The sequence below is a fragment of the Arthrobacter sp. SLBN-53 genome (genome assembly GCF_006715585.1).
Classification (GTDB): domain Bacteria; phylum Actinomycetota; class Actinomycetes; order Mycobacteriales; family Mycobacteriaceae; genus Mycobacterium; species Mycobacterium neoaurum_A.
In genome coordinates, this window is the sequence record NZ_VFNN01000001.1 from 1322124 (window position 1) to 1348158 (window position 26035).

Sequence of the window (26035 nt, forward strand, 5' to 3'; positions counted from 1 at the left end):
GTTCACGCCTGTTGCAGTCGGGCCTGCTTGTCGGCGGCGGCCAGGGCGTCGAGCAGCGCATCCATGTCACCGTCGAGCACCTGGTCGAGGTTGTGGGACTTGAAGTTGATGCGGTGGTCGGCGATGCGGTTCTCGGGGAAGTTGTAGGTGCGGATCCGCTCGCTACGGTCGACGGTGCGGATCTGGCTGGCCCGGTCGGCCGAGGCGTCCGCCGAGGCCTGCTCTTCGGCCAGCGCTTGCAGCCGCGCGGCCAGCACGACCATGGCGCGGGCCTTGTTCTGCAGCTGGCTGCGCTCGTTCTGGCAGGTGACCACGATCCCGGTGGGCAGGTGGGTGATGCGCACCGCCGAGTCGGTGGTGTTGACGCCCTGGCCGCCCTTACCGGAGCTGCGGTAGACGTCGATGCGCAGATCGGATTCGTCGATCTGGACGGCCTCGACGTCTTCGGGCTCGGGGTAGACGAGCACGCCGGCGGCCGAGGTGTGCACCCGGCCCTGCGATTCGGTGACGGGCACCCGCTGCACGCGGTGCACGCCGCCCTCGAACTTCATCCGCGACCAGACACCGTCGGCCGAGTCGCCCTTGCTGGCGATGGTGATGGTGGCGTCCTTGTAGCCGCCGAGGTCCGACCAGGTCTCGTCGAGCACGGTGACCGTCCAGCCGTGGCGTTCGGCGTAGCGGATGTACATCCGGGCCAGGTCGGCGGCGAACAGCGCGGATTCCTCGCCGCCCTCACCGGATTTCACCTCGAGCACGACATCGTCGGCGTCGTGCGGGTCGCGCGGGGCCAGCAGATCGGTCAGCTTGGCGTCCAGGTCGGCGACGGTCTTTTCCAGTTCGGGCACCTCGGCCGCGAACGTCTCGTCCTCGCCGGCCAGCTCGCGGGCGGCCTCCAGGTCGCCGCGGGCGGCCTCCAGCTTGCGATAGGTCGACACGATCGGCGAGATCTGGGCGAAACGGCGCCCAACCTTGCGGGCGGCACCGGCGTCTGCGTGCAGCGCAGGGTCGGCGAGTTGGCGCTCGAGGTCGGCGTGCTCGGCGAGCAACGCCTCGATCATGGGCGCGGTGTCAGTCACCGGCAAACCTCCCTGCAAACGCAGATCGGCGCCCGGCCTGACACGTGGACAGGAACGGGCGCCGATCGGACAACTAGTTTTCGGCTGCGGCCTTCGTGTTGCGCTTGCCGTAGCGCTTCTCGAAGCGGGCGACGCGGCCGCCGCTGTCGAGGATCTTCTGCTTGCCGGTGTAGAACGGGTGGCACTGCGAGCAGACCTCGACCACGATGTGGCCGCTGTCCTTGGTGCTGCGGGTGGTGAAGCTGTTACCGCAACCGCAGACCACAGTGGTCTCGGCATAGTTGGGATGGATACCCGATTTCATGGTTTTCCTCTTCAATCGTTGGCCGCCGGGTCGCCCGAGCCCAGACCTGGGAGTCTTCGAGCGTGAACCGGAACCGAGGGTCGACGGTCCATTATGCCAGGTCAACCGCCAGTTGCGAAAACGCGTGACCAGCGGCAACTATTCCCGGCCGATCGGCACATAGGTGGCACCCTCGCGACGCCAGATCAATCGGCCCGCCGGCTCGACTCCGAGGGCCACCAGCTCGCGTTTGAGGATCTTGTTGGTCGCGGTGCTGGGCAGGTCCTCGGCGATCCAGACATAGCGCGGGCGGGCCTTGGTGGCCAGGTCGGACTGCGCGGCAAGGAACTCGGCGAAGTCGTCGGGGGTGAGCTCGGCGCCATCCTGCAGGACGATGGCGGCCATCACCTGATCGCCGACATACTCGTCGGGCACCGGGTACACCGCGACGCGGTTGGCCTGCGGCAGCCGCAGCAGGATCCGCTCGATCGGCGCGGTGGTCAGGTTCTCCCCGTCCACCCGCATCCAGTCGGCGGTTCGCCCGGCCAGGTAGATCCAGCCCTCGGCGTCCCGGTAGGCCAGATCCCCCGACCAGTAGATGCCGCCCCGCAGGCGTTCGTCGGTCGCGGCCCGGTCGTTGTAGTAGCCGCGGAACAGTCCGCTGCCGGTCGTGTTGACCAGTTCGCCGGTGGCGGCGTCGGCGTTGACCAGCAAGCCGGCGGCGTCGAACTGCGCGACCGGGCATTCCTGCATGGTCTCCGCGTCGTAGATCGCCACACCGGGAAAGCCCTGCCCGATCGATCCCGGTGGGGTGTCCTCGGGGCGGGTGATGATGATGGCGGTCTCGGTCGACCCGAAACCGTCCCACACCGTGCATCCGAAACGTCGCCCGAACGCCTCGATATCACGGTCGGCGGCCTCGTTGCCGAAGGCGATGCGCAGCGGGTTGTCCGCGTCGTCGGGTTGCTCGGGGGTGGCCAGGATGTAGGCCAGCGGCTTTCCGACGTAGTTCATGTAGGTGGCGCCGTAGCGCCGGATGTCACGCAGGAACGCCGATGCCGAGAACGTCGCGGGTGCCATCGCGGCCCCGGCGCCGACGGCCACGCTCCAGCCCGCGTAGACGGCGTTGGAGTGGAACAGCGGCATCGCCAGGTAGCAGGTGTCGGCAGGGCCGAGTCCGTAGCGTTGGACCAGCGCGCCGCCGGCGAACAACACGGTCGAGTGCGGTACCTCGACGGCCTTGGGCTCACCGCTGGTACCCGAGGTGAAGATCATCATGAAGGTGTCGTCTCCGGCGACCTCGCGATGTGGGCGCAGGGCGGGAGCGGCGGCCAGTCGTTTGGCCCACTGTTCGTCGGTGACGTCGTACACGGTGACCCCGGGCAGGTCGACACCGTCGAGCAGCCCGCGGTGGTCGGCGTCGGTCAGCAGGATCTGGGTGTCGACCTTGGCGATATCGCGGGCCAACGCCGCACCGCGGCGGGTGGTGTTGAGACCGCACAGGACGTATCCGCCCAGGCCGGCCGCGGCCAGCGCGGTGAGCATGGGCGGGGCGTTGCCCAGCAGCGCGGCGACGTGCAGCGCGCGCTTCGGGTCGGCGGCGGCGATGACGGCGGCAGCCTGGCGGGCGGCATCCTCGATGTGCGTGCGCCAGCTGATGGTGGCGTCCGCGTGCTTGACGGCGGTGCCGTCATCGTCGGCCCTGCTGCGCAACAGCTGCTGCAACGTCTCCGCCATGCGCAGACACCTCTCGTCGGTGAACAGATTTCCTCAACTGTCTACCATCGTCGACTCCCCCGCGGCACCGACGCGCTTGTTGGCAGAATGCAGCACAACACGTGCTCGAGGAACCGAATCCGAGGAGACCACCCTTGCCGACCGCCACGGCCACCGTTCGCGACCGCCTGATCGACGCGGCGGAGGTCTGTCTGCGCGCCAAGGGCATCCGGGCCACCACGGTCTCGGAGGTCGCCGAGACCGCCGGGGTGTCCCGCGGCTGGCTGTACCGGCATTTCCCGGACAAGGTGACGTTGCTCGGCGCGGCGATCGTGCGCCTCAACGAGGTGTACTGGTCGCAGGCGCACGCCGTGCTCGCGTCGGTGACGGGCCTGGACCGACAGATCGTGGCGGGGATCCGGCACGGCCGCACCGCCTATGACGATCCGGGCGCGCTGCTGATGAAGCTACGGATCGCCGAACCGGAGGAGTTCGCGGCGTGTGCGGGGGCCGGTGTGCAGGGACTGGTGCCGGATCTGGCGGGCTTCTGGTCGCGCTATCTGGTGGCCGCCCGCGATGCCGGTGAAATCCATCCTGACGTGGTGATCGATGAAGCCTCGGAATGGGTTGCGCGCGTGGTGATTTCGATGGCGACCGTTCCCGGTGACACCTTGGACCCGAAGGACGCCGCCCAGCTGCTCGTGCACGTCCGCCGGTACGTCATTCCGGCGCTGAAGGCCGATCCGAACGTCTGAGAAACGACTTCGGCGCGGTCACGCTCGCTGAGCGAGCGTTTCCGCGCCGAAATCGTTGGGGCCGATCAGTCGTTGTCCATGCCGCCCGGGGTGGTCTTGGACACCTGGACCAGGAACTCGTAGTTGGTCTTGGTCTTGCGCAGCTGGCTCATCAGCAGGTCGATGGCCTGGTGGCTGTCCAGCCCGGACAGCACGCGGCGCAGCTTGTGCACGACGGCGAATTCGTCGGCGCCGAGCAGCAGCTCGTCCTTGCGGGTGCCCGACGGGTTGACGTCGACGGCAGGGAACACCCGGCGCTCGGCGATCTTGCGATCGAGCTTGAGCTCGGCGTTACCGGTGCCCTTGAACTCCTCGAAGATCACGGTGTCACCGGTGGAGCCGGTCTCGACCATCGCGGTGGCGATGATCGTCAACGAACCACCGTGCTCGATGTTGCGGGCCGCGCCCAGGAACCGCTTGGGCGGATAGAGCGCGGTCGAATCGACACCACCGGAGAGGATGCGTCCCGAGGCGGGCGAGGCGTTGTTGTACGCACGCCCCAGACGGGTGATCGAGTCCAGCAGGACGACGACGTCCTTACCCTGCTCGACCAGGCGCTTGGCCCGCTCGATGGCCAGCTCGGCGGCCTGGGTGTGATCTGACGGCGGCCGGTCGAAGGTGGAGGCGATGACCTCACCCTTGACCGAGCGCGTCATATCGGTGACCTCTTCGGGGCGCTCGTCGACGAGCACGACCATGAGGTGACATTCCGGGTTGTTGGTGGTGATCGCGTTGGCGATGTCCTGCATGATCGTGGTCTTACCGGCCTTGGGCGGCGACACGATCAGGGCGCGCTGCCCCTTGCCGATCGGCATGATCAGGTCGATCACGCGGGTGGTGAGACGATCCGGAGTGGTCTCCAGGCGCAGCCGCTGATTGGGGTAGAGCGGCGTCAGCTTGGTGAAATCGGGCCGGTTCTTCGCATTCTCCACCGGTCCACCGTTGACGGTGTCCAGCCGGACCAGCGGGTTGAACTTCTGCCGCGGGTTGTTGCCACCGCCGCTGCTCTCACCCTCGCGGGCGACGCGCACCGCACCGGTGACGGCGTCACCGCGGCGCAGGCCGTTCTTGCGGACCATGTTCATGGAGACGTACACGTCATTGGGGCCGGCCAGGTAACCCGAGGTCCGGACGAACGCATAGTTGTCGAGCACATCGAGGATGCCCGCCACGGGCTGCACGACATCGTCCTCGCGCAATTCGGTATCGCGCTCGCCGCCGCCACCGCCCTGGCCGCCGCCCTCGCCGCCACCGGAGCGCTCGCCGCGCCGCCTGCGGTCCCGGAACCGCCGACCGCGACGGCCACCGCGGCCGTCGTCATCGTCGGCATTGTTCTGATTGTTGGCGTTTTGATTGTTGGCGTTCTGATTGTTGGCGTTTTGACTGTTGGCGTTCTGGTTGTTGCCGCCGCTGTCATTACGGTCGTTGCGGTTCGAGTTCTCGTTGCGGCCCGAGTTGTCGTTCCGATTCGCGTTGTCGCGGTTCGCGTTCTCGCTGCGGTTCGCGTTCTCGTTGCGGTTGCCCTGCTGGTTGCCACCGGACTTGGCGTTGTCGGTCTCGCCGCCCTTGTCCGTGGTGTCCTTGGCTTCGCCGGAATCACCGTCCTGGCGGTTGCCCGGTGCACCGGACTGGCGACCGGCGCTGCGGCGTTCACGGCGCTGCGGGCTCTGCTGCGGGGCGTCGCTGTCCTGGCCGGCGTCTGCCGCGGCGGGCTGCTCAGGGGCCGAATCGAGCGTCGGCTGCTCCACCGGAGCGGCCTTGGGTGCCTTCTCCGCCTTCTCGGCGGGTGCGGCCTTGGCGCCGGCAGACTCGCCGCGCTGCTCCTTGATGGCGGCGATCAGATCGCTCTTGCGCATGCCCGAGGTGCCCTTGACACCTACTTCGCTGGCCAGTGCCCGCAGGTCTGGGAGCAGCATCGACGTCAGCGAGCCGGAACGGCTGCGGCTGGCGCCTGCGCTCGGCGCGGCATTGGTCGAGTTCACGGCTTCCGAGGGCGCACTGCCACTGTCGGCTGCCGAGATGAGGTCCGTATCAGTCACGGATTTCCTTTCTTTCCCCCGCATATGACGTTGCGCGAGGGGATCCCCGAAGGTCAGCTGCGCTCAGCCAAGCGGCCGGGCGCGTGGTTTCTCGCGACGCCACCGCCACATACGCGACGGCGATCGTCAGGGTCGGCCGAGGTTCGGCAGACCATGAGTCCACGAGTGAAACACGAGAAGATTGGGTGTCGTCCTAGTGTCGGCGCAGGTAGAAATGCTGCGATTGCTGGACAAAAGCGAGAATAACCCGCATCAGGCGCGGTTGCAAGAAACGCGACACTTTGCGTGTTGTCCCGCGCCTTACGTCCCCGAACTCCACCGAACGCCGTCGCCGGCGGACATCTCGGTCACGGTGAACCCGTTGGCGGCGCCGTAGTCCAGCGCTTCCGCCGGTAGATCGCGACCATCGGTCAAGGCGATCACCGCAGGTCCGGCACCGGATAACACCGCTGCCACCCCACAACGCCGCAGCACGGCCAGGTATTCCGCGGAGGCGGGCATCGCCGGACCGCGCTGGCTTTGGTGCAGGCGGTCACCGGTTGCCTCCAGCAGCAGGTCCGGTCGCTGGGTGAGTGCCACCACCAGCATCGCCGCCCGCGCCACGTTGAACCGGGCGTCGGTGTGGCTCACCTCATCGGGCAGCAGACCGCGGGTCGTCGCGGTCGAGGACCGGGTTTCGGGCACCGCCGGAAACAGCCGGATATCCGGGTGCAGCTGCAATTGGGCGGCGTCGTAGCGGGCGGGATCACTTCCGTCGACGGTCCAGGACACCACTGCCCCACCGAGGACGGCGGCCGCGGCGTTGTCGGGATGACCCTCGAACTCCGAGGACAGTTGCACCAGTTGGTCGCGGGTCAACTCCGGTGAACCCGATTGGGCGGCAAAGCCGTTGGCGACAGCGAGACCACCGACCACTGCCGCCGCGGATGATCCAAGCCCGCGCGAATGCGGAATGACATTGCGGCACAACACTTTCATCCCGCCAGCATGCAGACCGGCAGCATCCAGACCGCGCCGGATCGCCCGCACCACCAGGTGGTCGGCATCCAGCGGCACCTGTCCGGCACCCTGCCCTTCGACATCGACGACCAACCCGCAATCGGTTGTCTCGACTTCGATTTCGTCATACAGACTCAGCGCGAGACCCAGGCTGTCGAAGCCCGGGCCCAGGTTGGCACTGGACGCCGCGACGACGGCTCCGGCCCGCAGTCCGGAGGGCAGGGTGTGGGACACGTCAGATCGCCGCCTGTCAGCCCAGGCCCAGCGCCGCGACGACGGCGGCGGCGTCGACCGGGATCGGGGTGACGTCGGGCATGGTCTTGAGCGCGGTGTCGGGATCCTTGAGCCCGTTGCCGGTCACCGTGCACACCACGGTCGAGCCGGGCTTGACCCAGCCGTCCTCGATCGACTTGAGCAGACCGGCGATGCTGGCCGCCGACGCAGGCTCGACGAACACACCCTCGGCCGCAGCCACCAGGCGATAGGCGGCCAGGATCTCCTCGTCGGTGGCGGCCAGGAAGCGACCGTCGGACTCCTGCTGCGCGGCGACCGCGGAGTTCCAGGACGCCGGCGAGCCGATACGGATGGCCGTCGCGATGGTCTCGGGGTTGGCGACCGGCTCACCGGACACCAGCGGCGCGGCACCGGCCGCCTGCGTTCCGAGCATGCGCGGCAACCGATCAGACACTCCGTCGTGATGGTATTCGCGGTAGCCGCGCCAGTAGGCGGTGATGTTGCCTGCATTGCCGACCGGCAGCGAGTGCACATCAGGTGCGGCGCCCAGCGCGTCGACGATCTCGAAGGCGGCCGTCTTCTGCCCCTCGATGCGGACCGGGTTGACCGAGTTGACCAGGCCGATCGTCGGATAGTCGGCGGTGAGCTTGCGGGCCAGTTCCAGACAATCGTCGAAGTTGCCCTCGACCTGAATGATCTTGGCGCCGTGCATGACCGCCTGGGCCAGCTTGCCCATCGCGATCTTGCCCTGCGGGATGAGCACCGCACAGGTCATCCCGGCGACAGCAGCGTAGGCCGCCGCCGAGGCCGAGGTGTTACCGGTCGATGCGCACAGTACCGCCTGCTGTCCGCGGGCCAGCGCATCGGTGACCGCCATCGTCATACCGCGGTCCTTGAAGGAGCCGGTGGGGTTGAGCCCCTCGACCTTCAGATGCACCGTGCAGCCGGTCTGCTCGGACAGCCGCTTGGCGTGGATGAGCGGAGTTCCGCCCTCCAGCAGGGTGATCGGGGTCCAGTGGTCCTCGATCGGCAGCCGATCCCGGTAGGCGGCGATCAGGCCGGGCCAGGGGCGGTGAACGGGGTTGCTCACGAATCGGAACCTTCCATGCGAAGCACGCTGTTGATGTCCTGCACCACGTCGAGCTCGGCGAGTGCCTTGACGGTGTCCGACAGGGCGGCGTCGGTGGCCCGGTGGGTGACGACGACGATGCGCGCGCCACAGGGCTCGCCCTCGGGATCGGTCATGCCCTCCTGGCGGACCTCGGCGATGCTGACCTCGTGCCTGCTGAACTCGGCGGCCACCGCCGACAGCACACCGGGCTGATCCTTGACGTTCATGTTCACGTAGTAGCGCGTCGGGATGGCGCCGATCGAGGCGATCGGCAACTTGGCGTACTTGGATTCCCGCGGCCCGCGGCCGCCCTGAACGCGGTTGCGCGCGGCCATCACCAGATCACCCATCACCGCCGACGCGGTCGGGGCGCCGCCGGCGCCCTGGCCGTAGAACATCAGCCGGCCGGCGGCCTCCGCCTCGACGACCACGGCATTGAAGGCGCCGTTGACCGAGGCCAGCGGATGATCCAGCGGGACGAGCGCCGGGTAGACCCGCGCCGAGACGCGGTGCTTGCCTTTGCCGCTGACCAGCCGTTCGCAGATCGCCAGCAGCTTGATATTGCAGCCGAGCGCCTTGGCCGAGGCGAAATCCTCGGCGCTGACCTTGGTGATGCCCTCGCGGTAGACGTCGTCGGCGGTCACCCGGGTGTGGAAGGCGATCGACGCCAGGATCGCGGCCTTGGCTGCGGCGTCGTAACCCTCCACATCGGCGGTCGGGTCGGCTTCGGCGTAGCCCAGCGCGCTGGCATCGGCCAGCGCACTCTCATACGACGCGCCGGTGTCGTTCATCGCCGAGAGGATGTAATTGGTGGTGCCGTTGACGATTCCGGCCACCCGCACCACCGAGTCACCGGCCAGGGACTGGGTCAGCGGTCGGATGACCGGGATGGCACCGGCTACGGCCGCCTCGAAATAGAGGTCGACGCGGGCCTTTTCGGCGGCCTGGGCCAACTCACCGGTGGACTGCGCCATCAGCGCCTTGTTGGCGGTGACCACCGACTTGCCCCGCTCCAGGGCGGCCATGATGGCCTTGCGGGCGGGCTCGACCGGGCCCATCAGTTCGACGACGATGTCGACATCGTCGCGAGAGACCAGCTTTTCGATGTCGTCGGTGAGAAGTTCCTCGGGAACCCCGCGGTCCTTGGCGACCCGCCGGACGCCGATCCCGCGCAGCTGCAGCGGCGCGCCGATGCGCGCTTCCAGATCTGCCGCGCTCTCCTCGATGATGCGCACCACCTCGGTCCCGACATTGCCGAGTCCGAGAACGGCTACTCCGATTGGCTTCTCACTCATTGACCCACCTCCAGGCTCAGAAGATCCTCGACGGTTTCCCGGCGCAGAATCAGCCGTGCGCTTCCGTCTTTGACTGCGACCACGGCCGGGCGCCGCAGCAAGTTGTAGCGACTCGACATCGAGTAGCAGTACGCGCCGGTGGCGGCAACCGCCAGCAGGTCACCGGGCACCAGGTCCTCGGATACCCAGGTATCGCGCACGATGATATCGCCGCTCTCACAGTGCTTTCCGACGATCCGTGCCAGCACCGCCGGCGCGTCGCTGGTGCGCGACACCAGCCGGGCGTCGTATTCGGCGTCGTAGAGGGCGGGCCGGATGTTGTCGCTCATCCCGCCGTCGACGCTGACGTAACGGCGGTGCTCATCAGCCGAGACGGCGACATCCTTGACCGTGCCCACCTCGTAGAGCGTGATGGTGCCGGGACCGGCGATCGCGCGCCCCGGCTCGACCACCAGCGTCGGGGTCGGCAGGCCGACGGCGGCCGATTCGTTGGCGACGATGGCCTTGAGCTTGTCGGCGAGTTCGCGCATCGGTGGCGGATTGTCGCTCGGCAGGTACGAGATACCCAGTCCCCCACCGAGGTCCAGGATGTCCATCTGCGCGGTCTTCTCGACACCGAACTCGGCGACGATATCGCGCAGCAGCCCGAGCAACCGGCGCGCGGCGATCTCGAAACCCGACACATCGAAGATCTGCGATCCGACATGGCAGTGCAGACCGACCAGGCGCAGGTTCTCGGTGGCGAAGACCCGCCGTACCGCTTCCAGCGCGGCACCACTGGCAAGTGACAGCCCGAACTTCTGGTCCTCGTGGGCGGTGGAGATGAATTCGTGGGTGTGGGCCTCGACGCCGGGCGTGACACGGACCAGGACATCCTGGACCACGCCGGCCGCACCGGCGATGGCTTCCAGGCGTTCGATCTCGATCTCGGAGTCCACCACGATATGCCCGACACCGGCGGTGACCGCGGCGGTAAGTTCATCGACCGATTTGTTGTTACCGTGCACGGTGATTCGCTCGGCCGGGAAGTCCGCGTGCAGAGCCACCGCGAGTTCGCCGCCGGTGGCCACGTCCAGCGACAGGCCTTCTTGGTGCACCCAGCGCGCGATCTCGGCGCACAGGAACGCCTTGGATGCGTAGTGCACGTGCTCGCCGCCGCCGAAGGCCGATGCGATCTCGCGGCAGCGGGACCGGAAGTCGTCCTCGTCGATCACGAACAGCGGGGTGCCGAATTCGGCGGCCAACTCGGCGACGCTGACCCCTGCGACAGAGACGACGCCATGGTCGTCGCGAATCAGGTTCTTCGGCCACACGTTCGGGGCGAGCAGCATCACCTCGTCGGCGGTCTGCGGTCGGGGTGGCGCACCGGCGCCGGGGTGGGCGCTCACATGCGCTCCGGCGCGCTGACCCCGAGAATGGCCAGGCCGTTGGCGATCGTCTGCCGGGTGGCCTCGCACAGCGCAAGGCGCGCGGTATTGAGGTCGGTGGGATCCTCGTCGCCCTGGGGCAGCACCCGGCAGGAGTCGTAGAACCGGTGGTAATCGCCGGCCAGGTCCTCCAGGTAGCGGCACACGCGGTGCGGTTCGCGCAGGGTGGCGGCGGTTTTCAGGATGCGGCCGAACTCGCCGAGGTTGCGCATCAGGGTGGCTTCCCGGTCGTGGGTCAGCAGATCCAGATGCGAGGTGTCGGCGGACAAGCCCAGTTCGGCGGCGCTGCGGGCCAGTGCCGACAGCCGCGCGTGCGCGTATTGCACGTAGTAGACCGGGTTCTCGTTGGACGCGCTGGCCCACAAGCCGAGGTCGATATCGATCGGGCTGTTGACCGAGGACCGGATCAGCACATAACGCGCGGCGTCGACACCGATCGCGTCGACCAGGTCGTCGAGGGTGATGACGGTGCCGGCCCGCTTGCTCATCCGCACCGGCTGGCCGTCGCGGACCAGATTGACCATCTGCCCGATGAGCACCTCGACGGTGGCCGGGTCATCACCGAGTGCGGCGGCAGCGGCCTTCAGCCGTGCGATGTAGCCGTGGTGATCGGCACCGAGCATGTAGATGCACAGGGTGAAACCGCGCTCGCGCTTGTCCAGGTAGTAGGCGAGGTCACCGGCGACATATGCCGGGTTACCGTCGCTCTTGATGACCACCCGATCCTTGTCGTCACCGAATTCGGTGGTGCGCAACCAGGTTGCGCCGTCCTTCTCGTAGATGGCGCCGTTGTCGCGCAGCCGCTGGATGGCCTGCTCCACCCGGCCCGAGGTGTGCATCGAGTCTTCGTGGGTGTAGACGTCGAAATCGGTGCCGAATTCGTGCAGGGATTTCTTGATGTGGGCGAACATCAGGTCCACACCGATGGAGCGGAAGGTCTCCTGCTGCTGCTCGGCGGGCTGGCTCAACACATCGGGGGCCTGCGCCACGATCGCGGCGGCGATATCACTGATGTAGCTGCCCGCGTAACCGTCCTCGGGCGCGGGCTCACCCTTCGCGGCGGCGACCAGCGAGCGCGCGAACCGGTCGATCTGCGCGCCGTGATCGTTGAAGTAGTACTCCCGGGTGACCGCGGCGCCCTGTGTGCTCAGCAGCCGGCCCAGCGCGTCACCGACGGCGGCCCAGCGGGTGCCGCCGATATGGATCGGTCCGGTCGGGTTGGCCGAGACGAACTCCAGGTTGATCACCTGATCGGCCAGCTCGGTCGAGTTGCCGTAGTCGGCGCCGGCGGCCAGCACGTTGGTGACGACGACGCCCTGGGCCGACGCCTCGATGCGCAGGTTGACGAAGCCCGGTCCGGCGATCTCGGCGGCGGCGATACCGTCGGCGTCGGTCAGCGCGGCGGCCAGCCAGCCGGCGAGCTCGCGCGGGTTGACCCCGACCTTCTTACCCAGCTGAAGTGCGATGTTGGTGGCGTAATCGCCGTGTTCGGGGTTGCGCGGGCGCTCGACGGTGATGGTGTCGGGCAGCGCGCTGGTGTCGAGGCTGTGCTCGGCCAGGACCGCGGCGGCGGTGGCCTTGAGCAGGGCGGCCAGATCGGCAGGTGTCACGAGGGACCATCCTATGGTGCGGGGTCCTCAGGTCCCGAATCCATTACCGGTTGGAGATGGGTTACGCTATGCACGCCCAACGGCGCAGCACCAGTTGCTCGCGCCCCCGTAGCTCAGGGGATAGAGCGTCTGCCTCCGGAGCAGAAGGCCGCAGGTTCGAATCCTGCCGGGGGCACACTTGGACGCGGTTCTTTACCTAGGTCGGGCTATGAGGTAGTCACCGCGTGTCCCTAAGTTCGGCCCTCGAAACAGAGCAAACACTTCAAGGCAATGCGGGACGTTGCCGCCCGCCGACGCAGTTTGTCAATGATCGAACGTCTGTCGTAGCCGTCGATTAGGTTGCTTGAGGTACAGGTCTCATCACGCTCAGGCCATAGGGGGGGTATCGGTGGACAGAGTTACGAAGGGGCTTCTGAAGACCTACGTGGATGGTGCGGGGCTCGGAAAGCTCAACGAAAGCCAACAGTTCGAACGCTTCGTCACCCACATCGCTTTGTCCAAAGTCTACGCGGGCAGTTTCTCGGCCGATGATTTCTGCGTTGGCGATGGGGTTCAAGGGGTCGACGCGGTCGCATTGTCGGTCAACGGAGCGTTGATACAGGATCTATCAGAGCTTGAGGACGTTCTCTCTGACTCAGGATCGATACGAGCAGAATTGATTTTCTTGCAAGCAAAGACATCCGAGAAATTTGAGCTAGGCGACTTAAGTGTTTTCGCCGATACAGCAGCTTCTCTTGTTACAACTGACGATTCTGACGCACTGCCCGAGTTTTCCCAAATGGTGAACATGTTACTGGAACACTCGGACCGGTTTGTTGAGAATCCGGTGGTTCGCCTCTATTACATCACCACCGGTAAGTGGGAGTCACCTGATCCACTACAAAGAAAGATTGCTCAGACTAAGAGTGCGCTGCTCGACTCGAATCTGATATCTAAGGTCGATTTTCATACCTGGGGCGCCCTCGAAGTTCAGACAAATTGGCGGGCAATCGACCGTGGACTAAAAACGACGATTCTCTTCGAGAACAAAGCGACGCTGCCCGAAATGCCCCAGGTCGAGCAAGCTTTTCTCGGGATACTTCCTGCAGAACAGTTGCTCGAACTGGTCACTGACGAGGAGGGCGAGATACGCAAAGCACTGTTTTACGACAACGTGCGCGATTTCCAAGGAGACATCGATGTCAACGCTGATATCCGCAGGACCCTGCGGTCGAACGACCGGAAACGCTTCTGTGTGCTGAACAACGGTGTGACGGTGGTTGCGAGAGCCCTCAAAACAACCGGAGACCGATTCACACTTGAGGACTACCAGGTAGTCAACGGTTGCCAAACGAGTCACGTGCTATTTGCTGAGCGACAGTTCGCCAAGGGTGTCCACGTGCCGTTCCGCTTGATAGTGACCGCCGACGATCAGGTGGCGAGGTCCATCACAACTGCCACTAATCAGCAAACGCAGGTCAGCAAGGAGAACCTCCTCGCCCTGCTTGATGAGCAGAAGGCGATCGAGCAGTACTTTAATGCCTTTAAAGCCGATGAAGGTCACCGGATCTACTACGAACGTAGGTCGAAACAGTGGGCTGGCTCACAGCAGGTCCGTGGCGCCTGGCGAGTTATCACGCTCCGGAACCTTCTACAGTCATACGCGTCTATGTATCAAAAGGTTCCACACACGGCCGCTCGCTACTACGGCGATCTTCGCGACCGGGCCAAGACAGAAGTGTTCATAGCAGGCAATCACCCGGCTTACTTTTACTCGGCAGCGTATGCATATTGCAAGCTCGATCAGTTTTTCCGTAACGAGCAGATCGATCGCAAGTTCAAACCGGCGCGATACCACTTGTTAGCCGGTGTTCGCACTGCATTCACCGGATCTCAGCAGACCGATAAGATTGAGAAAACGGAAAAGAGGGCCGAACGAGCTCTTGCCTCATTCAACAAGTTCCTTTGGGATGACAAGAAGTACCTACAAGCACTTCTTGATGTTGGGGCGGTAGTGGATAGAATGGCCGGCGGCAACATCACTCGAGACTTTGGTCGAAATAGGGAACAGACAGAGGCATTGCTGGCCGACGTTCTCGACAGTGTGACGCTCGCATAAATGTGAGCGGGGGGTTACTCGCGTCCACGTAGTCAACTGTCAGGCCGATGCGTAGTGGCCGCAAGCGGTTAGAGTTGCTCGACGGGCTGGGTGCCAACTCGCCGCCACCGAGCGCTGTCGCTGCGATGAACGTAACGCCTAGGTTGTTCACCTCTGCCCACGCAACTGCAGCGACGGTTGCGAGTCGGACGGCCGAAACATCAAATGGCTACTCTGACATCCACCGACGAGCCCGAAACTCCGCTACCTTGTCTGTAAGGATCATTCCAGACATAGGAGCGTCCGGTGCCCCCCAGTCAGAAACAACGTCAGGGCGAGAACTCCCGTGAGCAGATCCTCGACGCCACCGAACGGTTGATGTCCACACAGGGTTACGCCGCCACCTCGATCACCCACATCCGCCGCGAGACCGGTCTGCCTGCCAGCTCGATCTACTGGCATTTCGGCTCGAAGGAAGGCGTGCTGGCCGCCGTCATGGAACGCGGCGCGCAGCGGTACTTCGCCCAGATACCGCGCGAGAGCCCGGATGTCGAGACGCAGCGCGCCGCGGTCGCCAAGCTCATGGTGGCCAACACCGACTTCTTCCGGCTGATGTACATGCTGTCCCTGGAACGCAGCGACGACCCCGCGGTGGCCGGCGCGATCCGGCGGGTACGCGACACCGCGATCGACGGATTCGCCTCCGTCATCCGGCCGATGCTGCCCGCCGATGTCCCCGCCGCACGAGCCGACCGTGTGGTCGGCGAACTCGCCGCAATCGCCACCGCCATGTCCGACGGCATCTTCTTCGCCGATCACCTCGAGCCCGACGTCACCGACGTCGACCGCATGTACGTACGGCTGATCCAGGCCGTCCGGGCCCTGATACCGATCCTGTTGGAGGAACAATGACCACCCGAACCGTCACCATCACCGGCGCCAGCGCCGGCCTTGGACTGGAGTGCGCGCGCGCCATTCTCACCGCCGATGATTCCTGGCATATCGTGCTGGCCGTCCGCGATGCCGGCCGCGGGCAGGCGGCCGTCGCCGATCTCGGCGCCCCCGATCGCTGCACCGTACTGACCTGCGACCTCGCGTCGCTGCGTTCGGTGCGCGCGTTCACCGCGGCGTTCCCGGCCGCCGGCCTCCCGCCGTTGCACGCGATCGTCGCCAACGCCGGGCTCCAGATGGTCTCCGGTCTGCAGACCACCGAGGACGGAGTGGAGGCCACCTTCGGGGTGAACCATCTCGGTCACTTCGCACTGATCGAAGGTCTCCGCGAGCACCTCGTCGCGCCGGCGCGAATCATCCTGGTGGCCAGCGGCACCCACGATCCCGAGAAGTTCACCGGAATGCCGCACCCCGACTACACCACCGCCGAGGAGTTGGCCCATCCGCAGCCCGGCGCCCCGGTCGACGGGCGTCGCCGCTACACCACCTCGAAACTGTGCAATGTGCTGCACGCATACGAACTCGACCGTCGGCTCGACCACGGTGCGCACGGCATCACCGTGACCGCGTTCGACCCCGGTCTGATGCCGTCGTCGGGATTGTCCCGTGACTACACCAGGGGGCAGAAGATCGTGTGGCGCATCATCTCTCCCCTGCTGCGTGTACTGCCCAACGTGAATTCGTTGGCGACCTCCGGAGCACGGCTGGCCGCGCTGGCCATCGATCCGCGCCACGACGGGGTGACCGGCGCGTACTTCGAGGGGACGACGGCGATCAGGTCCTCGACCGACTCCTATGACGTCGACAAGGCCAGGGACCTGTGGGAGACCAGCATGCGGCTGGTCGCGGCGAGCGCAGATCGCCCGTCAACGCGCCCTAACCCAGTAGCACCCGGTAACTCTGGGGCCAGTCCTTGCCGCTGATCAGATACTCATCGCCGGCGATATGGGCGATACCGCTGACCACCTGCCTGTTGCGGTCGCGCTGGTCGGAGTTCCACAGGTTGGACACATCGGCCACCAGATTCACCGCGCCGCTGCCCGGATCGATGCGCAGAAAGGTGTCCTGCGGCCAGCCGGCCGCCCACACCTGACCGTCGACACATTCGAGTTCGTTGAGGCCCCGCACGGGCTGACCGTCGCGGGTGACCTGCACGCTGCCGATCTGGGTGAACGACGTATCGAAGAAGCGGAGTCGGTCGCTGCCGTCGCTGACGACGAATCGGTTGCCGTCGCGACACAGCCCCCACGCCTCGCCTGCCAGCGGGATCTCGCGGCGCACGGTCAGGGTGGCCTTGTCCCATTCGAGGACGACGCCGTCGCGGTAGGTCAACTGCCAGATGGTGTCGCCGACGATGGCGATACCCTCGCTCCAATAGTCGTCGGGCAGCGCCGTCGAACGCAGGACCGCCCCGGTGTCGGGATCGATCTGGCGCAGCTCGGACTTGCCCACCTCACCGGTGGCCTCGTAGAGCGCCGGGCCGTCGAACTCCAGACCCTCGCTGTAGGCGCCGGGATCATGCGGCATGGTCGAGACGATGGTCGGGACGATCACCGGCACCGCATCGGCCTGCGCCTGCGGCGACGCGAGCATGCCGCCGCCCACCATCACCATGGCCAGCACCAGCGCTCGCATCATGGATCTTTTCTACCCGAGATCACCACCATCCAGGTAGACCATTGCGGCCTCCGGATGGCCTCAGCTTCATCCCAGTGTGCTGACATGAAACGCTCCCGCCCACTGTGGTGTGTCCTGGGACACGCCACCAAGGACGCCGGACGCGCAGCGGCGCCCGATAGCTCGGGCACAACGCCAAACTCCTTGCTGTAAGTGTCTTTTCGCCATCGCAACCGTTGCCCTTCGACCACCTTGGGCAGGCTTTGCCCGACCTGGAAGCGACGCGGAACACACAGGGAGAACACTGTTTTCTGATCCTTAACCGACGGTTTCTTGCCAGATCGTTGAAAACCGTCGTCTCGGGTCGCTGTGAGCCCATCGGTGTCCGTACTTTCCGTAATCAGTCCCACGACACACGATGATCGGAGCATCAATGACCAAACACCTCGTCCTCTCGGCACTGGGCGTACTGGGTGCGGGCGCGCTGCTCAGCCTCGGTGGCGGCGTGGCCGGCGCCAGCATCAACCAGGTATCGCCCAGCCCCAGCGTGACCGTCGATACGCCGGCGTTCAAGGGCCAGAACGCGGTGCGCAACGCCCCGATCGGCGAGGTGACGGCCCAGGGTGCGGTGATCGACTGCAAGATCGACGTGGTGTGCGCGGACGGCAAGGTCGGCGACACCGTCCAGGCCGCGGAGGGCTCGGCGAAGGCCACCCCGTTCGGCGTCGGCAAGAACGGCAAGTTCATGCAGAACCCGCCGATGGGCAACTGGGACGAGACGCAACACTGACCAACTCACGGTGCGGTCGCGGTGTGCATTGAGCACGGCGCGGCCGCACCGCGTCACAACGCGGCGACGACCTCGGCGACCCGGTGCACCTGTTCGATGTCATCCGAGGTCGGGATGAGGTGCACCTCGTCGGTGCCGATGGCCGCGAAGCGACGCAAGACTTCCGACAACTCCTCTGGACTACCCGACCAACCGGTCGTCGGCGCCATCGCATCGACGAACTCGGCCGGGATCCAGTTCATATACCGCAGTAGATGGCGGCGCACCTGCGCACGGGCCGCCTCGGGCTCGCCGATGGCGAACCAGAACGACGTCGCCAGATGGGGTTTGGGCCTACCGGCCTCGGCCCACGCGCTCCGGGCGACGTCGAACAGCTCGTTCTGCTTGTCGACGTCGAGGTCCAGGGTGGTTCCGGCCAGACCGGCCGCCCAACCGGCGGCGCTGCGCAGGGTTTTCGGCCCGATGGTGCCGACCATCAACTCCGGTCCACCGACCTGCACCGGGGCCGGGCCGACCGGCAGCACCGAATCGGTGATCTTCTCCCCCGCCCAGACGCGCTGCATCACCGCGATCCGCTCGTTCATCCCCCGGATCGTCTGGGTCGCCGGATCGGCGCCGGCGGCCAGATAGTCCTCTTCCCGGCCCCCAACGCCCAGACCGACCGTCAACCGCCCGCCACTGAGCACATCACCGGTGGCCAGGGCCTTGGCAAGTGCCACCGGATTGTGCAGTTGCGGCACGATCACCGTCGTCACCAGTCGCACCCGTTCGGTCCAGGCCGCCACCGCGCCGAGCAGCGTCAGCGAATCCGGGTTGTCGAAGGCGACGCGTTCACCCCAGCACAGTGACGAGAACGGACCCTCGTCGATCACCTCGGCCCACGTCCGCAGGGTTGCCGCATTCAGGTCCGGTTCCATCACCGGCATCGTCATTCCGACTCGCACGTCGGCGATTCTGGCACGCGGTGCCATCCCGGAAGGCGAAAACCGGGGGGTTATCCCCCACCGGACCGGCGGGGAAACGCGGTGTCCTCCCGGCTCGGCAGTCCATAGGTTGTTCCCATGGTCGCAATAAGCCCCGAGCAACCGGTCACCGATGTCGTGGAACCACCGGCCCGCCGTCGCATCGAGCACATCGGGATCGTCCCGACGGCCTCGATGCTCACCAACGCCTTCCTGGCCATCGTGTGGTTCTGGGTCCCGGTGACGATCGTCATCATCGGGGTGTCGTCGATCTTCTCGATCATCGGCTTCCTGATATCGGCGGTCGTCTTCGTCTACCTGATGCGTGCGGTCGAGTGGGTCGAGCGCATACGCAGCGAAGCGGTGTTCGGCATGCAGATCCCGGTGCCGCCGCGGCCGATCACCGGCTACACCGGAATACAGGGATGGGCCCATCAGCTGTGGCTCGATTTCAGCGGTATCCGCTTCTGGAAGGCCACCGCACAGCACTTCCTGCGCATGACCTACGACCTGATCGCGGTGGGTATGGCCACCGCACTACTGGGCTTTGCCTTCCTCGGGCCTGCGGCGGCAACGGCGGTCCAGCGCAGCGATGACGATGCCGGACTCGGATTCATCTCGCCCCCGCTGTCCTGGGTGCTCGCCATCCTCGCCGCCGGCGCCGCGGTCGCCATCCTGGTGCTGGCGCCTGCCCTCGACGCGCGAATCGACCGCTGGCTGCTGGCCGCTTCACCCACCGCGGCGCTCAAGCACGAGGTGCGGGCGCTGTCTCGGGCCCGGCAGGGAGCACTCACCTCGGCGCAGACCGAACGACATCGCATCGAACGCGATCTGCATGACAGCGTGCAACCCCGGCTGGTGTCGCTGGCGATGACGATCGGGCTGGCACAGACGAAGCTCGACAGCGATCCCCCGGCGGCGCGCACGCTGATCGCCGAGGCCCACACCGAGGCGATGAGCGCGCTGGCAGAGCTGCGCAATGTGGTCCGTGGCATCGCGCCGACCATCCTGTCCGACCGTGGCCTGGACGCCGCACTATCCGCGGTGGTCCAGCGCACCGAGATCGCCGGGGTGCCCACCACACTCGACATCAGCCTGCCGCACCGCCTGCCCGCCGAGGTCGAGGCGTGCGCCTACTTCGTGGTGGCCGAGGCACTGACCAACGTGGCCAAACACGCCGACGCAGGCCAGGCTGTCGTCACGGTCCGCCTCGACCCGATATCGAATGCGCTGTATGTCACGGTGTTCGACGACGGGCGCGGCGGCGCCCAGGTCGGCGTCGACGAAGACGCCACCGGGCTGCGCGGCCTGGCCGAGCGGGTGCGAGCCGCCCGCGGCACATTCGAAGTCTCCAGCCCCGCAACGGGTCCCACGATCGTGACGGCGGTGCTGCCATGCGCATCGTGATCGCCGAGGATTCGGCGCTGTTGCGGGCCGGGATCGAGCGCATCCTGGCCGACGCCGGCCACGAGATCGTCGCCGGGGTGCCCGATGCCACCGAACTGCTGCGCATCGTCAACGAGCATCGCCCCCAACTGGCCATCCTGGATGTCCGGATGCCACCGACCTTCACCGACGAGGGAATACGCGCCGCCGCGCTGCTGCGTTCGCAGAACCCGGACTCACCGGTGCTCGTCCTCTCACACTATGTCGAGGAACGCTACGCTGCCGATCTGATCGCCTCGGACACAAAGGGTTTCGGCTATCTTCTCAAGGACAGGGTCGCCGACGTCCCCGCCTTCCTCGACGCGGTGGAGGTGGTCGGGGCAGGCGGCACGGTGCTCGACCCGGAGGTGGTGTCCCAGATCCTGGTCCGCTCCCGCAGGCGCGCGACCCTGGACGCCTTGACCCCTCGCGAACGTGAGGTGCTCCAGCTGATGGCCGAGGGCAAGACGAACTCGGCGATCGCTGCGGCCCTGTACATCTCGGTGGGTTCTGCCGAGAAGCACATCGCGTCGATCTTCACCAAGCTGGCACTGGCGCCCGATGACAGCGAGAACCGGCGCGTTCTGGCCGTGCTGCGCTACCTGGAATCCTGATCCGCTCCGCCCGACCCGAGAGGGACATCGTGACCACCACCCTGACCGATCCGCCCGCACCCGCACCCGCACCACCGCAGTTGTCACCCGGCGGCCGCACCGCGGTACGCGCCATGCTGGTGATCACGGGTGTCACCATTCTGGCCGGCACCCTGGCGCTGCTGGCCACCGGAGCGGCCGGCCTGAGTGCCTTCCGCCTGGTGACCGACCACCGGAGCCTGCCCGCCGCCATGCGGGTGCTGACCGTCGACACGGCGGATTCGCCGGTGGCAGTGCGCATCATCGCCGACAGCAATGCCACCGAACCGCGGGCCGACGTGCGGATGCTCACCACCGACCGCGCCGACCGGCAGGAACTGACCGTGACCGACGAGCCGGGCGGCACGGTGTTGCGCGTCGAGGGCCAGACGAGCTTTCTGGCCTGGGGTGACCCCGGCGAGGTCACCGTGACGTTACCCCCCGAGCTGGGGCGTCGGTTGGCCGTCACCGTGCGCCAGGAAACCGGAATGCTCATGGTCGACGCCGATCTCGACGAACTGACGGCCACCGCGACGGACGCGTCGGTGCTCCTGCGCGGGACGCTGCGACGCAGCGAGATTCGCACCCAGAACGGTGATATCCTTGCTCGCCAACCGATCTCGGTGTCCGAATCGTTCGATGCCAGCACCGTCGACGGCAGTGTCGAGGTCCGCTTCGCCGATGCTCCGCCACGTATCGGCGCCACCACCCGCAACGGTGACGTCTCCGTCGCGTTGCCCGCGCCGGGGCCCTATCTGGTGCATGCGCAGTCGGCCAACGGGCCCTCCCGGGTGCGTGTGCCCGAGGCCACCGATGCCGCAGCCGCGGTGGCCGAGGTCAACGCCGGCACCGAGAACGGCGCGGTGACCATCGAGACCACCAGTGCGCTCCCGTCGGTCGACGATCAGCCGTGGCCGCGCTGGGCCTCCTGGCTGAGGTAGCTGCCGGCCAGCGCGGCGACATGATCGGGAAGCGCACCCGATGCCACATCGGCGAGGCTGGTCTCCTCGAGAACTGCACGCATACTGGCGCGCAGCGCCCGCCACACGTCGGTGAGCTTGGCAGTGGGCCCGGAGTACGGCAGGTCCCCGAGACCGATATCGCGCACGCTGGCCAGCGGTCCGTCGATGCAGCGCAGCACATCGGCGATGCTGATCTCGGCGGCCGGGCGGGCCAGCTCGTAGCCGCCATCGCGGCCGCGGTGGCTGCGCACCAGCCGGTCGGTGCGCAGGTCGGAGAGGATGTCGACGAGGAACTGCGCGGGGATGCCCTGCGCCTTGGCCAGGTCGTCGGTCTTGACCAGCTCGCCGGCGTCCACAGTGGCCAGCTGGATCATGGCACGGACGGCGTACTCCGCCTTCGCCGACATCCGCATACCGCGAATTGTGCCATCTGCGTGATCGGTTACTGCGGTTCCCCGACCGCGCCGGCCCAGATCTGCTCGGCGTCGACGGGATAACGCTGATCGCGCACCGCCTGCGTGACGAGCAGCACTCCGGTCGAGGTCAGGTGAGAGCGCATGGCGCGCAGCGCATCCGAGGGACGATTCGCGATGATCGCGTCGACGACGGGCCGATGCTCGGCGTCGATATCGGACATCGTGCGTTCGGTCGTCGCGCCGAGCAGCCGTGTCGTCTCGCGCAGCGACCGGACGATGGCGCGGGCACGCCCGTTGTGCGCGGCGACCAGGATGTCGTCATGGAGCAGCTGATCCTGGTGGGCGAAGATCCGCGCGTCGCCGCTGTCGGCGGCGGCCTGCATCGCCGCCATCCGGTCGCGTAACCGGCCGGCCAGGGCGTCGTCGCAGCCACTCGCGGCGCGGGCCGCGGCCGGGGGTTCCAGTGCCAGCCTGATGGCGAAGATCTCGGCGATCTCGCGAGGGTCGGGCAGCCGGACGCGGAAGCCCTGGCGCGCTTCGAAGCCGATCAGGCCGACCTCCTCCAGCCGCAGCAACGCATCGCGCACGGGAGTGCGGGACACGCCCAGGGCGGCGGCCAGCTGGTACACCGAGTACTTCACCCCCGGTTGCATGACCCCGGCGTCGAGCGCCTCCCGAACGGCCTCCATGACCTGCTCGGCCCGACGGCCGTCGGAAGCGGGCAGCGGCGCCAGATCCAGCGGCGGCGGGCCGGTCATCGGCACCCGGCCAAGGCCATGTCTTCCCCCGATCCGCCGATTCGTAGCATGCTAGTATTTGTAGCATGCTACGGGACGCTCTGCGGGCGGCGGGCATCGCAGACGTCCGTGTCGACGGCACCTCACGAGCGCTCTATTCTTCCGACGCCTCGCTGTACCGCGTCACCCCGCAGGCCGTGGTGTTCCCCGCCCACCCCGACGAGGTCGCCGCGGCCCTGTCGGTATGTCGCGATCGAGGTGTTCCGCTGACCGCCCGCGGCGCCGGCACATCCATCGCCGGTAATGCCGTCGGGCCCGGCGTGGTGCTGGACTTCAGCCGCCACCTGAACAAGATCGTCTCGGTCGACCCGGAAAGCCGTATCGCCGTCGTGCAACCCGGTGTCGTGCAGGCCGCGCTGCAACGGGCGGCCGCACCACACCGGTTGCGCTTCGGCCCCGATCCGTCGAGCCACACCCGCTGCACCATCGGCGGCATGATCGGCAACAACGCCTGCGGGTCACGGGCGCTGGGCTACGGCCGCACCTCCGACAACATCGCCGGGCTACGGGTGCTCACCGCCGCCGGTGACGAACTCGTCCTGGGCCCCGGACAGTCGACATCGCCGGCGCTCGACGAGCTGGCCGCGATCACCCGCGCCGGCCTGTCGACCATCCGCACCCAATTCGGCCGGTTCGGTCGGCAGGTTTCGGGCTATGCCCTGGAAAACCTCCTGCCGGAGAACACCTTCGACGTCGCGCGACTGATGGCCGGCAGCGAGGGCACCCTGGCGGTGCTCACCGAGGCCACGGTGCGACTGGTCGGCGAACCCGCCCACCGCATGCTTGTCGTGCTGGGCTACCCCGATATCGCGACCGCCGGGGACGCGACACCGGCCATCCTCGAGCACCGCCCCACCGCCTGTGAGGGAATCGACTCGCGCATCGTCGACATCGTCAGGGAACGCAAGGGCCCCCGCGCCGTGCCGCCGTTACCCGGCGGGGCGGCCTGGGTTTTCGTCGAGGTCGTGGGTGACACCCACGCCGAGGTCGAACAGCGAGCCGCACGTGTGGGAACCAGCTGTGCAGCAACCGATTTCCTTGTGGTCGACGATCCGGTGCGGGCGGCGGCGCTGTGGCGCATCCGTGAGGACGGCGCCGGCCTGTCGGCGCGCAGCGTGCGGGACCGGCCCGCGCATGCGGGCTGGGAGGATGCCGCCGTCCCGCCCGAACGCCTCGGCGCCTACCTGCGCGATTTCGACGCTTTGCTGACCGAGTTCGACGTGACGGGAATGCCCTACGGCCATTTCGGCGACGGCTGTATGCACGTGCGCATCGACCTGCCGCTGGACCGCCCCGGCGGCTCCGCGGTGTTCCGTGAATTCCTGCTCGCGGCAGCCGATTTGGTGGTCGGCTACGGTGGATCGTTGTCCGGTGAACACGGCGACGGCCGGGCGCGCTCGGAACTGCTTGACAAGATGTATTCCCCGGAGGCGCTGGCCTTGCAGGCCGCGGTGAAGCAGGTCTTCGATCCGGGTAACCTGCTCAACCCCGGGGTGATCGTCGATCCGGCGCCGCTGGATGCCGATCTGCGCATCCCGGCGGCCCCGCTGGTGCGCCAGAAGCTGGCATTGGCCTACCGCCACGACGGAGGCAATTTCACCCAGGCCGTGCACCGCTGCACCGGAGTCGGCAAGTGCCGCGCCGACAACACCGACACCGGCGGCGTCATGTGCCCGTCCTATCTGGCCACCCGTGAGGAGAAGGACTCGACCCGCGGCCGGGCCCGGGTGCTGCAGGAGATGATCAACGGCACCGACGTGCGCGGGGGATGGCGCTCACCCGAGGTGCACGCGGCACTGGATCTCTGCCTGTCCTGCAAGGGATGTGCCTCCGATTGCCCGACGGGGGTGGACATGGGCTCCTACAAGTCCGAGGTGCTCTACCAGAGTTACCGGGGTCGGCTGCGCCCGGCGTCGCACTACTCGCTGGGCTGGCTGCCCCGCTGGGCGGCGCTGGCCCGCGTCGCTCCCGGTGTGGTCAACACCGCCGCCCGCTGGGGCGGCCGGGCGGGCCTGGCCGCCGCCGGTATCGACCATCGCAGGCATATCCCGGCGTTCGCGCCCAGAAGTTTTCGGTCCTGGTTCGCCGACAACGTGCCCGCCGATGCGGCCGGTGACGAGGTGGTGCTGTTCGTCGACACGTTCACCGACCACTTCACCCCCGAAATCGGCGTCGCCACCGTGCGGGTACTGCAGGACGCCGGTTACGCGCCCCGCCTTACCCACCGACGGCAATGCTGCGGGCTGACCTGGATATCGACCGGCCAACTCGATACCGCGCGGCGCGTGCTGGGACGTACCGTGGCGGCGTTGCGGCCCTTCGCCGACCGTGGTGTGCCGGTGGTCGGCATGGAGCCCTCGTGCACCGCGGTACTGCGCGCCGATGCCGCCGAACTGCTGGACTCCCCCGCCGCCGCCACCGTCTCGGAGGCCACGCGCACGCTGGCCGAGTTGCTGACCACGCGCGGCTGGGCGCCGCCGTCGATGCAGGGCAGGCGGGTCGTGGCGCAGCCGCATTGTCACCACCACTCCGTGATGGGATGGGCCGACGATGCCGCACTGTTGACCACCGCCGGCGCCGAGGTGGTCCTACTCGGCGGATGTTGCGGCCTGGCCGGTAATTTCGGTGTGGAGAAGGGGCACTACGAGGTGTCGGTCGCGGTCGCCGAGCAGCAACTGCTCCCCGCCGTGCGGGCCGCGGACCCTGAAACCGCGGTACTGGCCGACGGTTACTCCTGCCGCACCCAGCTCTCGGATCTGTCCGACCGGCGCGCGCTGCACCTAGCGCAACTGTTGGCGGCGCGGCTACCCGACCGACCGTGA

General features: G+C 67.1%; 22 protein-coding genes and 1 tRNA gene. 10 read left to right on the top strand and 13 right to left on the bottom strand.

All coding sequences use genetic code 11. From position 1 onward, the window contains the following. Nucleotides 1-2: 2 nt before the first annotated feature. From prfA to fadD1, 3 genes are all read right to left on the bottom strand, one after another. The gene (gene prfA / locus FBY28_RS06280; RefSeq protein WP_524912010.1) at nucleotides 3-1076 is read right to left on the bottom strand and encodes a peptide chain release factor 1; all 1074 of its coding nucleotides are present in this window, start codon (nucleotides 1074-1076) and stop codon (nucleotides 3-5) included. Between the two features lie 73 nt (nucleotides 1077-1149). After that, nucleotides 1150-1380: a 50S ribosomal protein L31 gene (gene rpmE, locus FBY28_RS06285; RefSeq protein ID WP_019512454.1), complete on the bottom strand. Its 231-nt coding sequence runs from the start codon at nucleotides 1378-1380 to the stop codon at nucleotides 1150-1152. 138 nt (nucleotides 1381-1518) lie between these two features. Then, nucleotides 1519-3096, bottom strand: coding sequence for a fatty-acid--CoA ligase FadD1 (gene fadD1 / locus FBY28_RS06290; protein ID WP_141865184.1), 1578 nt, complete (start codon nucleotides 3094-3096; stop codon nucleotides 1519-1521). A 134-nt stretch (nucleotides 3097-3230) separates the two neighbouring features. Between fadD1 and FBY28_RS06295 the strand changes: the two genes are divergently transcribed. After that, nucleotides 3231-3830, top strand: a complete 600-nt coding sequence (locus tag FBY28_RS06295) for a TetR/AcrR family transcriptional regulator (protein WP_141865186.1) — start codon at nucleotides 3231-3233, stop codon at nucleotides 3828-3830. Nucleotides 3831-3895: 65 nt separating this feature from the next. Here the strand turns inward: FBY28_RS06295 and rho are convergent, their stop codons facing one another. From rho to argS, 6 genes are all read right to left on the bottom strand, one after another. Further along, complete coding sequence (gene rho / locus FBY28_RS06300; protein ID WP_216848013.1) at nucleotides 3896-5785, bottom strand: transcription termination factor Rho; 1890 nt, start codon at nucleotides 5783-5785, stop codon at nucleotides 3896-3898. Between the two features lie 423 nt (nucleotides 5786-6208). Continuing rightward, the gene (thrB, locus tag FBY28_RS06305) at nucleotides 6209-7141 is read right to left on the bottom strand and encodes a homoserine kinase (RefSeq protein WP_141865190.1); all 933 of its coding nucleotides are present in this window, start codon (nucleotides 7139-7141) and stop codon (nucleotides 6209-6211) included. Between the two features lie 16 nt (nucleotides 7142-7157). Next, nucleotides 7158-8231 (bottom strand): threonine synthase, encoded by a 1074-nt coding sequence (gene thrC, locus FBY28_RS06310; RefSeq protein ID WP_141865192.1) that lies wholly within the window; start codon nucleotides 8229-8231, stop codon nucleotides 7158-7160. Continuing rightward, on the bottom strand, nucleotides 8228-9547 hold the full coding sequence (locus FBY28_RS06315; RefSeq protein WP_141865195.1) for a homoserine dehydrogenase: 1320 nt from the start codon (nucleotides 9545-9547) through the stop codon (nucleotides 8228-8230). Before FBY28_RS06315 ends, thrC begins: the two co-directional genes overlap by 4 nt. Beyond that, a complete protein-coding gene (gene lysA / locus FBY28_RS06320) occupies nucleotides 9544-10935 on the bottom strand; it encodes a diaminopimelate decarboxylase (RefSeq protein WP_141865197.1) in 1392 nt (463 codons plus the stop codon). The genes FBY28_RS06315 and lysA overlap by 4 nt, the downstream gene beginning before the upstream one ends. Further along, nucleotides 10932-12584 carry an arginine--tRNA ligase gene (argS, locus tag FBY28_RS06325; RefSeq protein ID WP_141865199.1) on the bottom strand — a complete coding sequence of 551 codons (1653 nt, stop codon included), beginning with the start codon at nucleotides 12582-12584 and terminating at the stop codon, nucleotides 10932-10934. The genes lysA and argS overlap by 4 nt, the downstream gene beginning before the upstream one ends. A gap of 102 nt (nucleotides 12585-12686) precedes the next feature. Between argS and FBY28_RS06330 the strand changes: the two genes are divergently transcribed. From FBY28_RS06330 to FBY28_RS06345, 4 genes are all read left to right on the top strand, one after another. After that, nucleotides 12687-12759: transfer RNA gene (locus FBY28_RS06330), tRNA-Arg, on the top strand. 213 nt (nucleotides 12760-12972) lie between these two features. Beyond that, on the top strand, nucleotides 12973-14682 hold the full coding sequence (locus tag FBY28_RS06335) for an AIPR family protein (RefSeq protein ID WP_141865201.1): 1710 nt from the start codon (nucleotides 12973-12975) through the stop codon (nucleotides 14680-14682). A gap of 285 nt (nucleotides 14683-14967) precedes the next feature. Next, nucleotides 14968-15573, top strand: a complete 606-nt coding sequence (locus FBY28_RS06340; RefSeq protein WP_141865203.1) for a TetR/AcrR family transcriptional regulator — start codon at nucleotides 14968-14970, stop codon at nucleotides 15571-15573. After that, on the top strand, nucleotides 15570-16535 hold the full coding sequence (locus FBY28_RS06345; RefSeq protein WP_141865205.1) for an SDR family NAD(P)-dependent oxidoreductase: 966 nt from the start codon (nucleotides 15570-15572) through the stop codon (nucleotides 16533-16535). The genes FBY28_RS06340 and FBY28_RS06345 overlap by 4 nt, the downstream gene beginning before the upstream one ends. On the opposite strand, the gene FBY28_RS06350 is transcribed toward FBY28_RS06345, so the two are convergent. Next, the gene (locus FBY28_RS06350; RefSeq protein ID WP_141865207.1) at nucleotides 16489-17250 is read right to left on the bottom strand and encodes a glutaminyl-peptide cyclotransferase; all 762 of its coding nucleotides are present in this window, start codon (nucleotides 17248-17250) and stop codon (nucleotides 16489-16491) included. The genes FBY28_RS06345 and FBY28_RS06350 overlap by 47 nt on opposite strands. A gap of 412 nt (nucleotides 17251-17662) precedes the next feature. Between FBY28_RS06350 and FBY28_RS06355 the strand changes: the two genes are divergently transcribed. Beyond that, on the top strand, nucleotides 17663-18019 hold the full coding sequence (locus FBY28_RS06355) for a hypothetical protein (protein WP_141865209.1): 357 nt from the start codon (nucleotides 17663-17665) through the stop codon (nucleotides 18017-18019). A 53-nt stretch (nucleotides 18020-18072) separates the two neighbouring features. Here the strand turns inward: FBY28_RS06355 and FBY28_RS06360 are convergent, their stop codons facing one another. Further along, entirely contained in the window at nucleotides 18073-18936 is an 864-nt protein-coding gene (locus FBY28_RS06360; protein ID WP_216847530.1) for an LLM class flavin-dependent oxidoreductase, read from the bottom strand. Nucleotides 18937-19080: 144 nt separating this feature from the next. On the opposite strand from FBY28_RS06360, the gene FBY28_RS06365 reads away from it, so the two are divergent. The 3 genes from FBY28_RS06365 to FBY28_RS06375 are packed head-to-tail and all read left to right on the top strand — an operon-like array spanning nucleotide 19081 to nucleotide 21979. Continuing rightward, the gene (locus tag FBY28_RS06365) at nucleotides 19081-20388 is read left to right on the top strand and encodes a sensor histidine kinase (RefSeq protein ID WP_141865211.1); all 1308 of its coding nucleotides are present in this window, start codon (nucleotides 19081-19083) and stop codon (nucleotides 20386-20388) included. Beyond that, complete coding sequence (locus FBY28_RS06370) at nucleotides 20376-21020, top strand: response regulator transcription factor (RefSeq protein WP_019512469.1); 645 nt, start codon at nucleotides 20376-20378, stop codon at nucleotides 21018-21020. Before FBY28_RS06365 ends, FBY28_RS06370 begins: the two co-directional genes overlap by 13 nt. 29 nt (nucleotides 21021-21049) lie before the next feature. Next, a complete protein-coding gene (locus FBY28_RS06375; RefSeq protein WP_141865213.1) occupies nucleotides 21050-21979 on the top strand; it encodes a DUF4097 family beta strand repeat-containing protein in 930 nt (309 codons plus the stop codon). On the opposite strand, the gene FBY28_RS06380 is transcribed toward FBY28_RS06375, so the two are convergent. Together FBY28_RS06380 and FBY28_RS06385 are read right to left on the bottom strand one after the other, a co-directional pair. Further along, nucleotides 21943-22413: an Rrf2 family transcriptional regulator gene (locus tag FBY28_RS06380; RefSeq protein WP_141865216.1), complete on the bottom strand. Its 471-nt coding sequence runs from the start codon at nucleotides 22411-22413 to the stop codon at nucleotides 21943-21945. The genes FBY28_RS06375 and FBY28_RS06380 overlap by 37 nt on opposite strands. A gap of 29 nt (nucleotides 22414-22442) precedes the next feature. Then, complete coding sequence (locus tag FBY28_RS06385; protein WP_141870082.1) at nucleotides 22443-23174, bottom strand: GntR family transcriptional regulator; 732 nt, start codon at nucleotides 23172-23174, stop codon at nucleotides 22443-22445. Nucleotides 23175-23239: 65 nt separating this feature from the next. Between FBY28_RS06385 and FBY28_RS06390 the strand changes: the two genes are divergently transcribed. After that, complete coding sequence (locus FBY28_RS06390; RefSeq protein WP_141865218.1) at nucleotides 23240-26035, top strand: FAD-binding and (Fe-S)-binding domain-containing protein; 2796 nt, start codon at nucleotides 23240-23242, stop codon at nucleotides 26033-26035.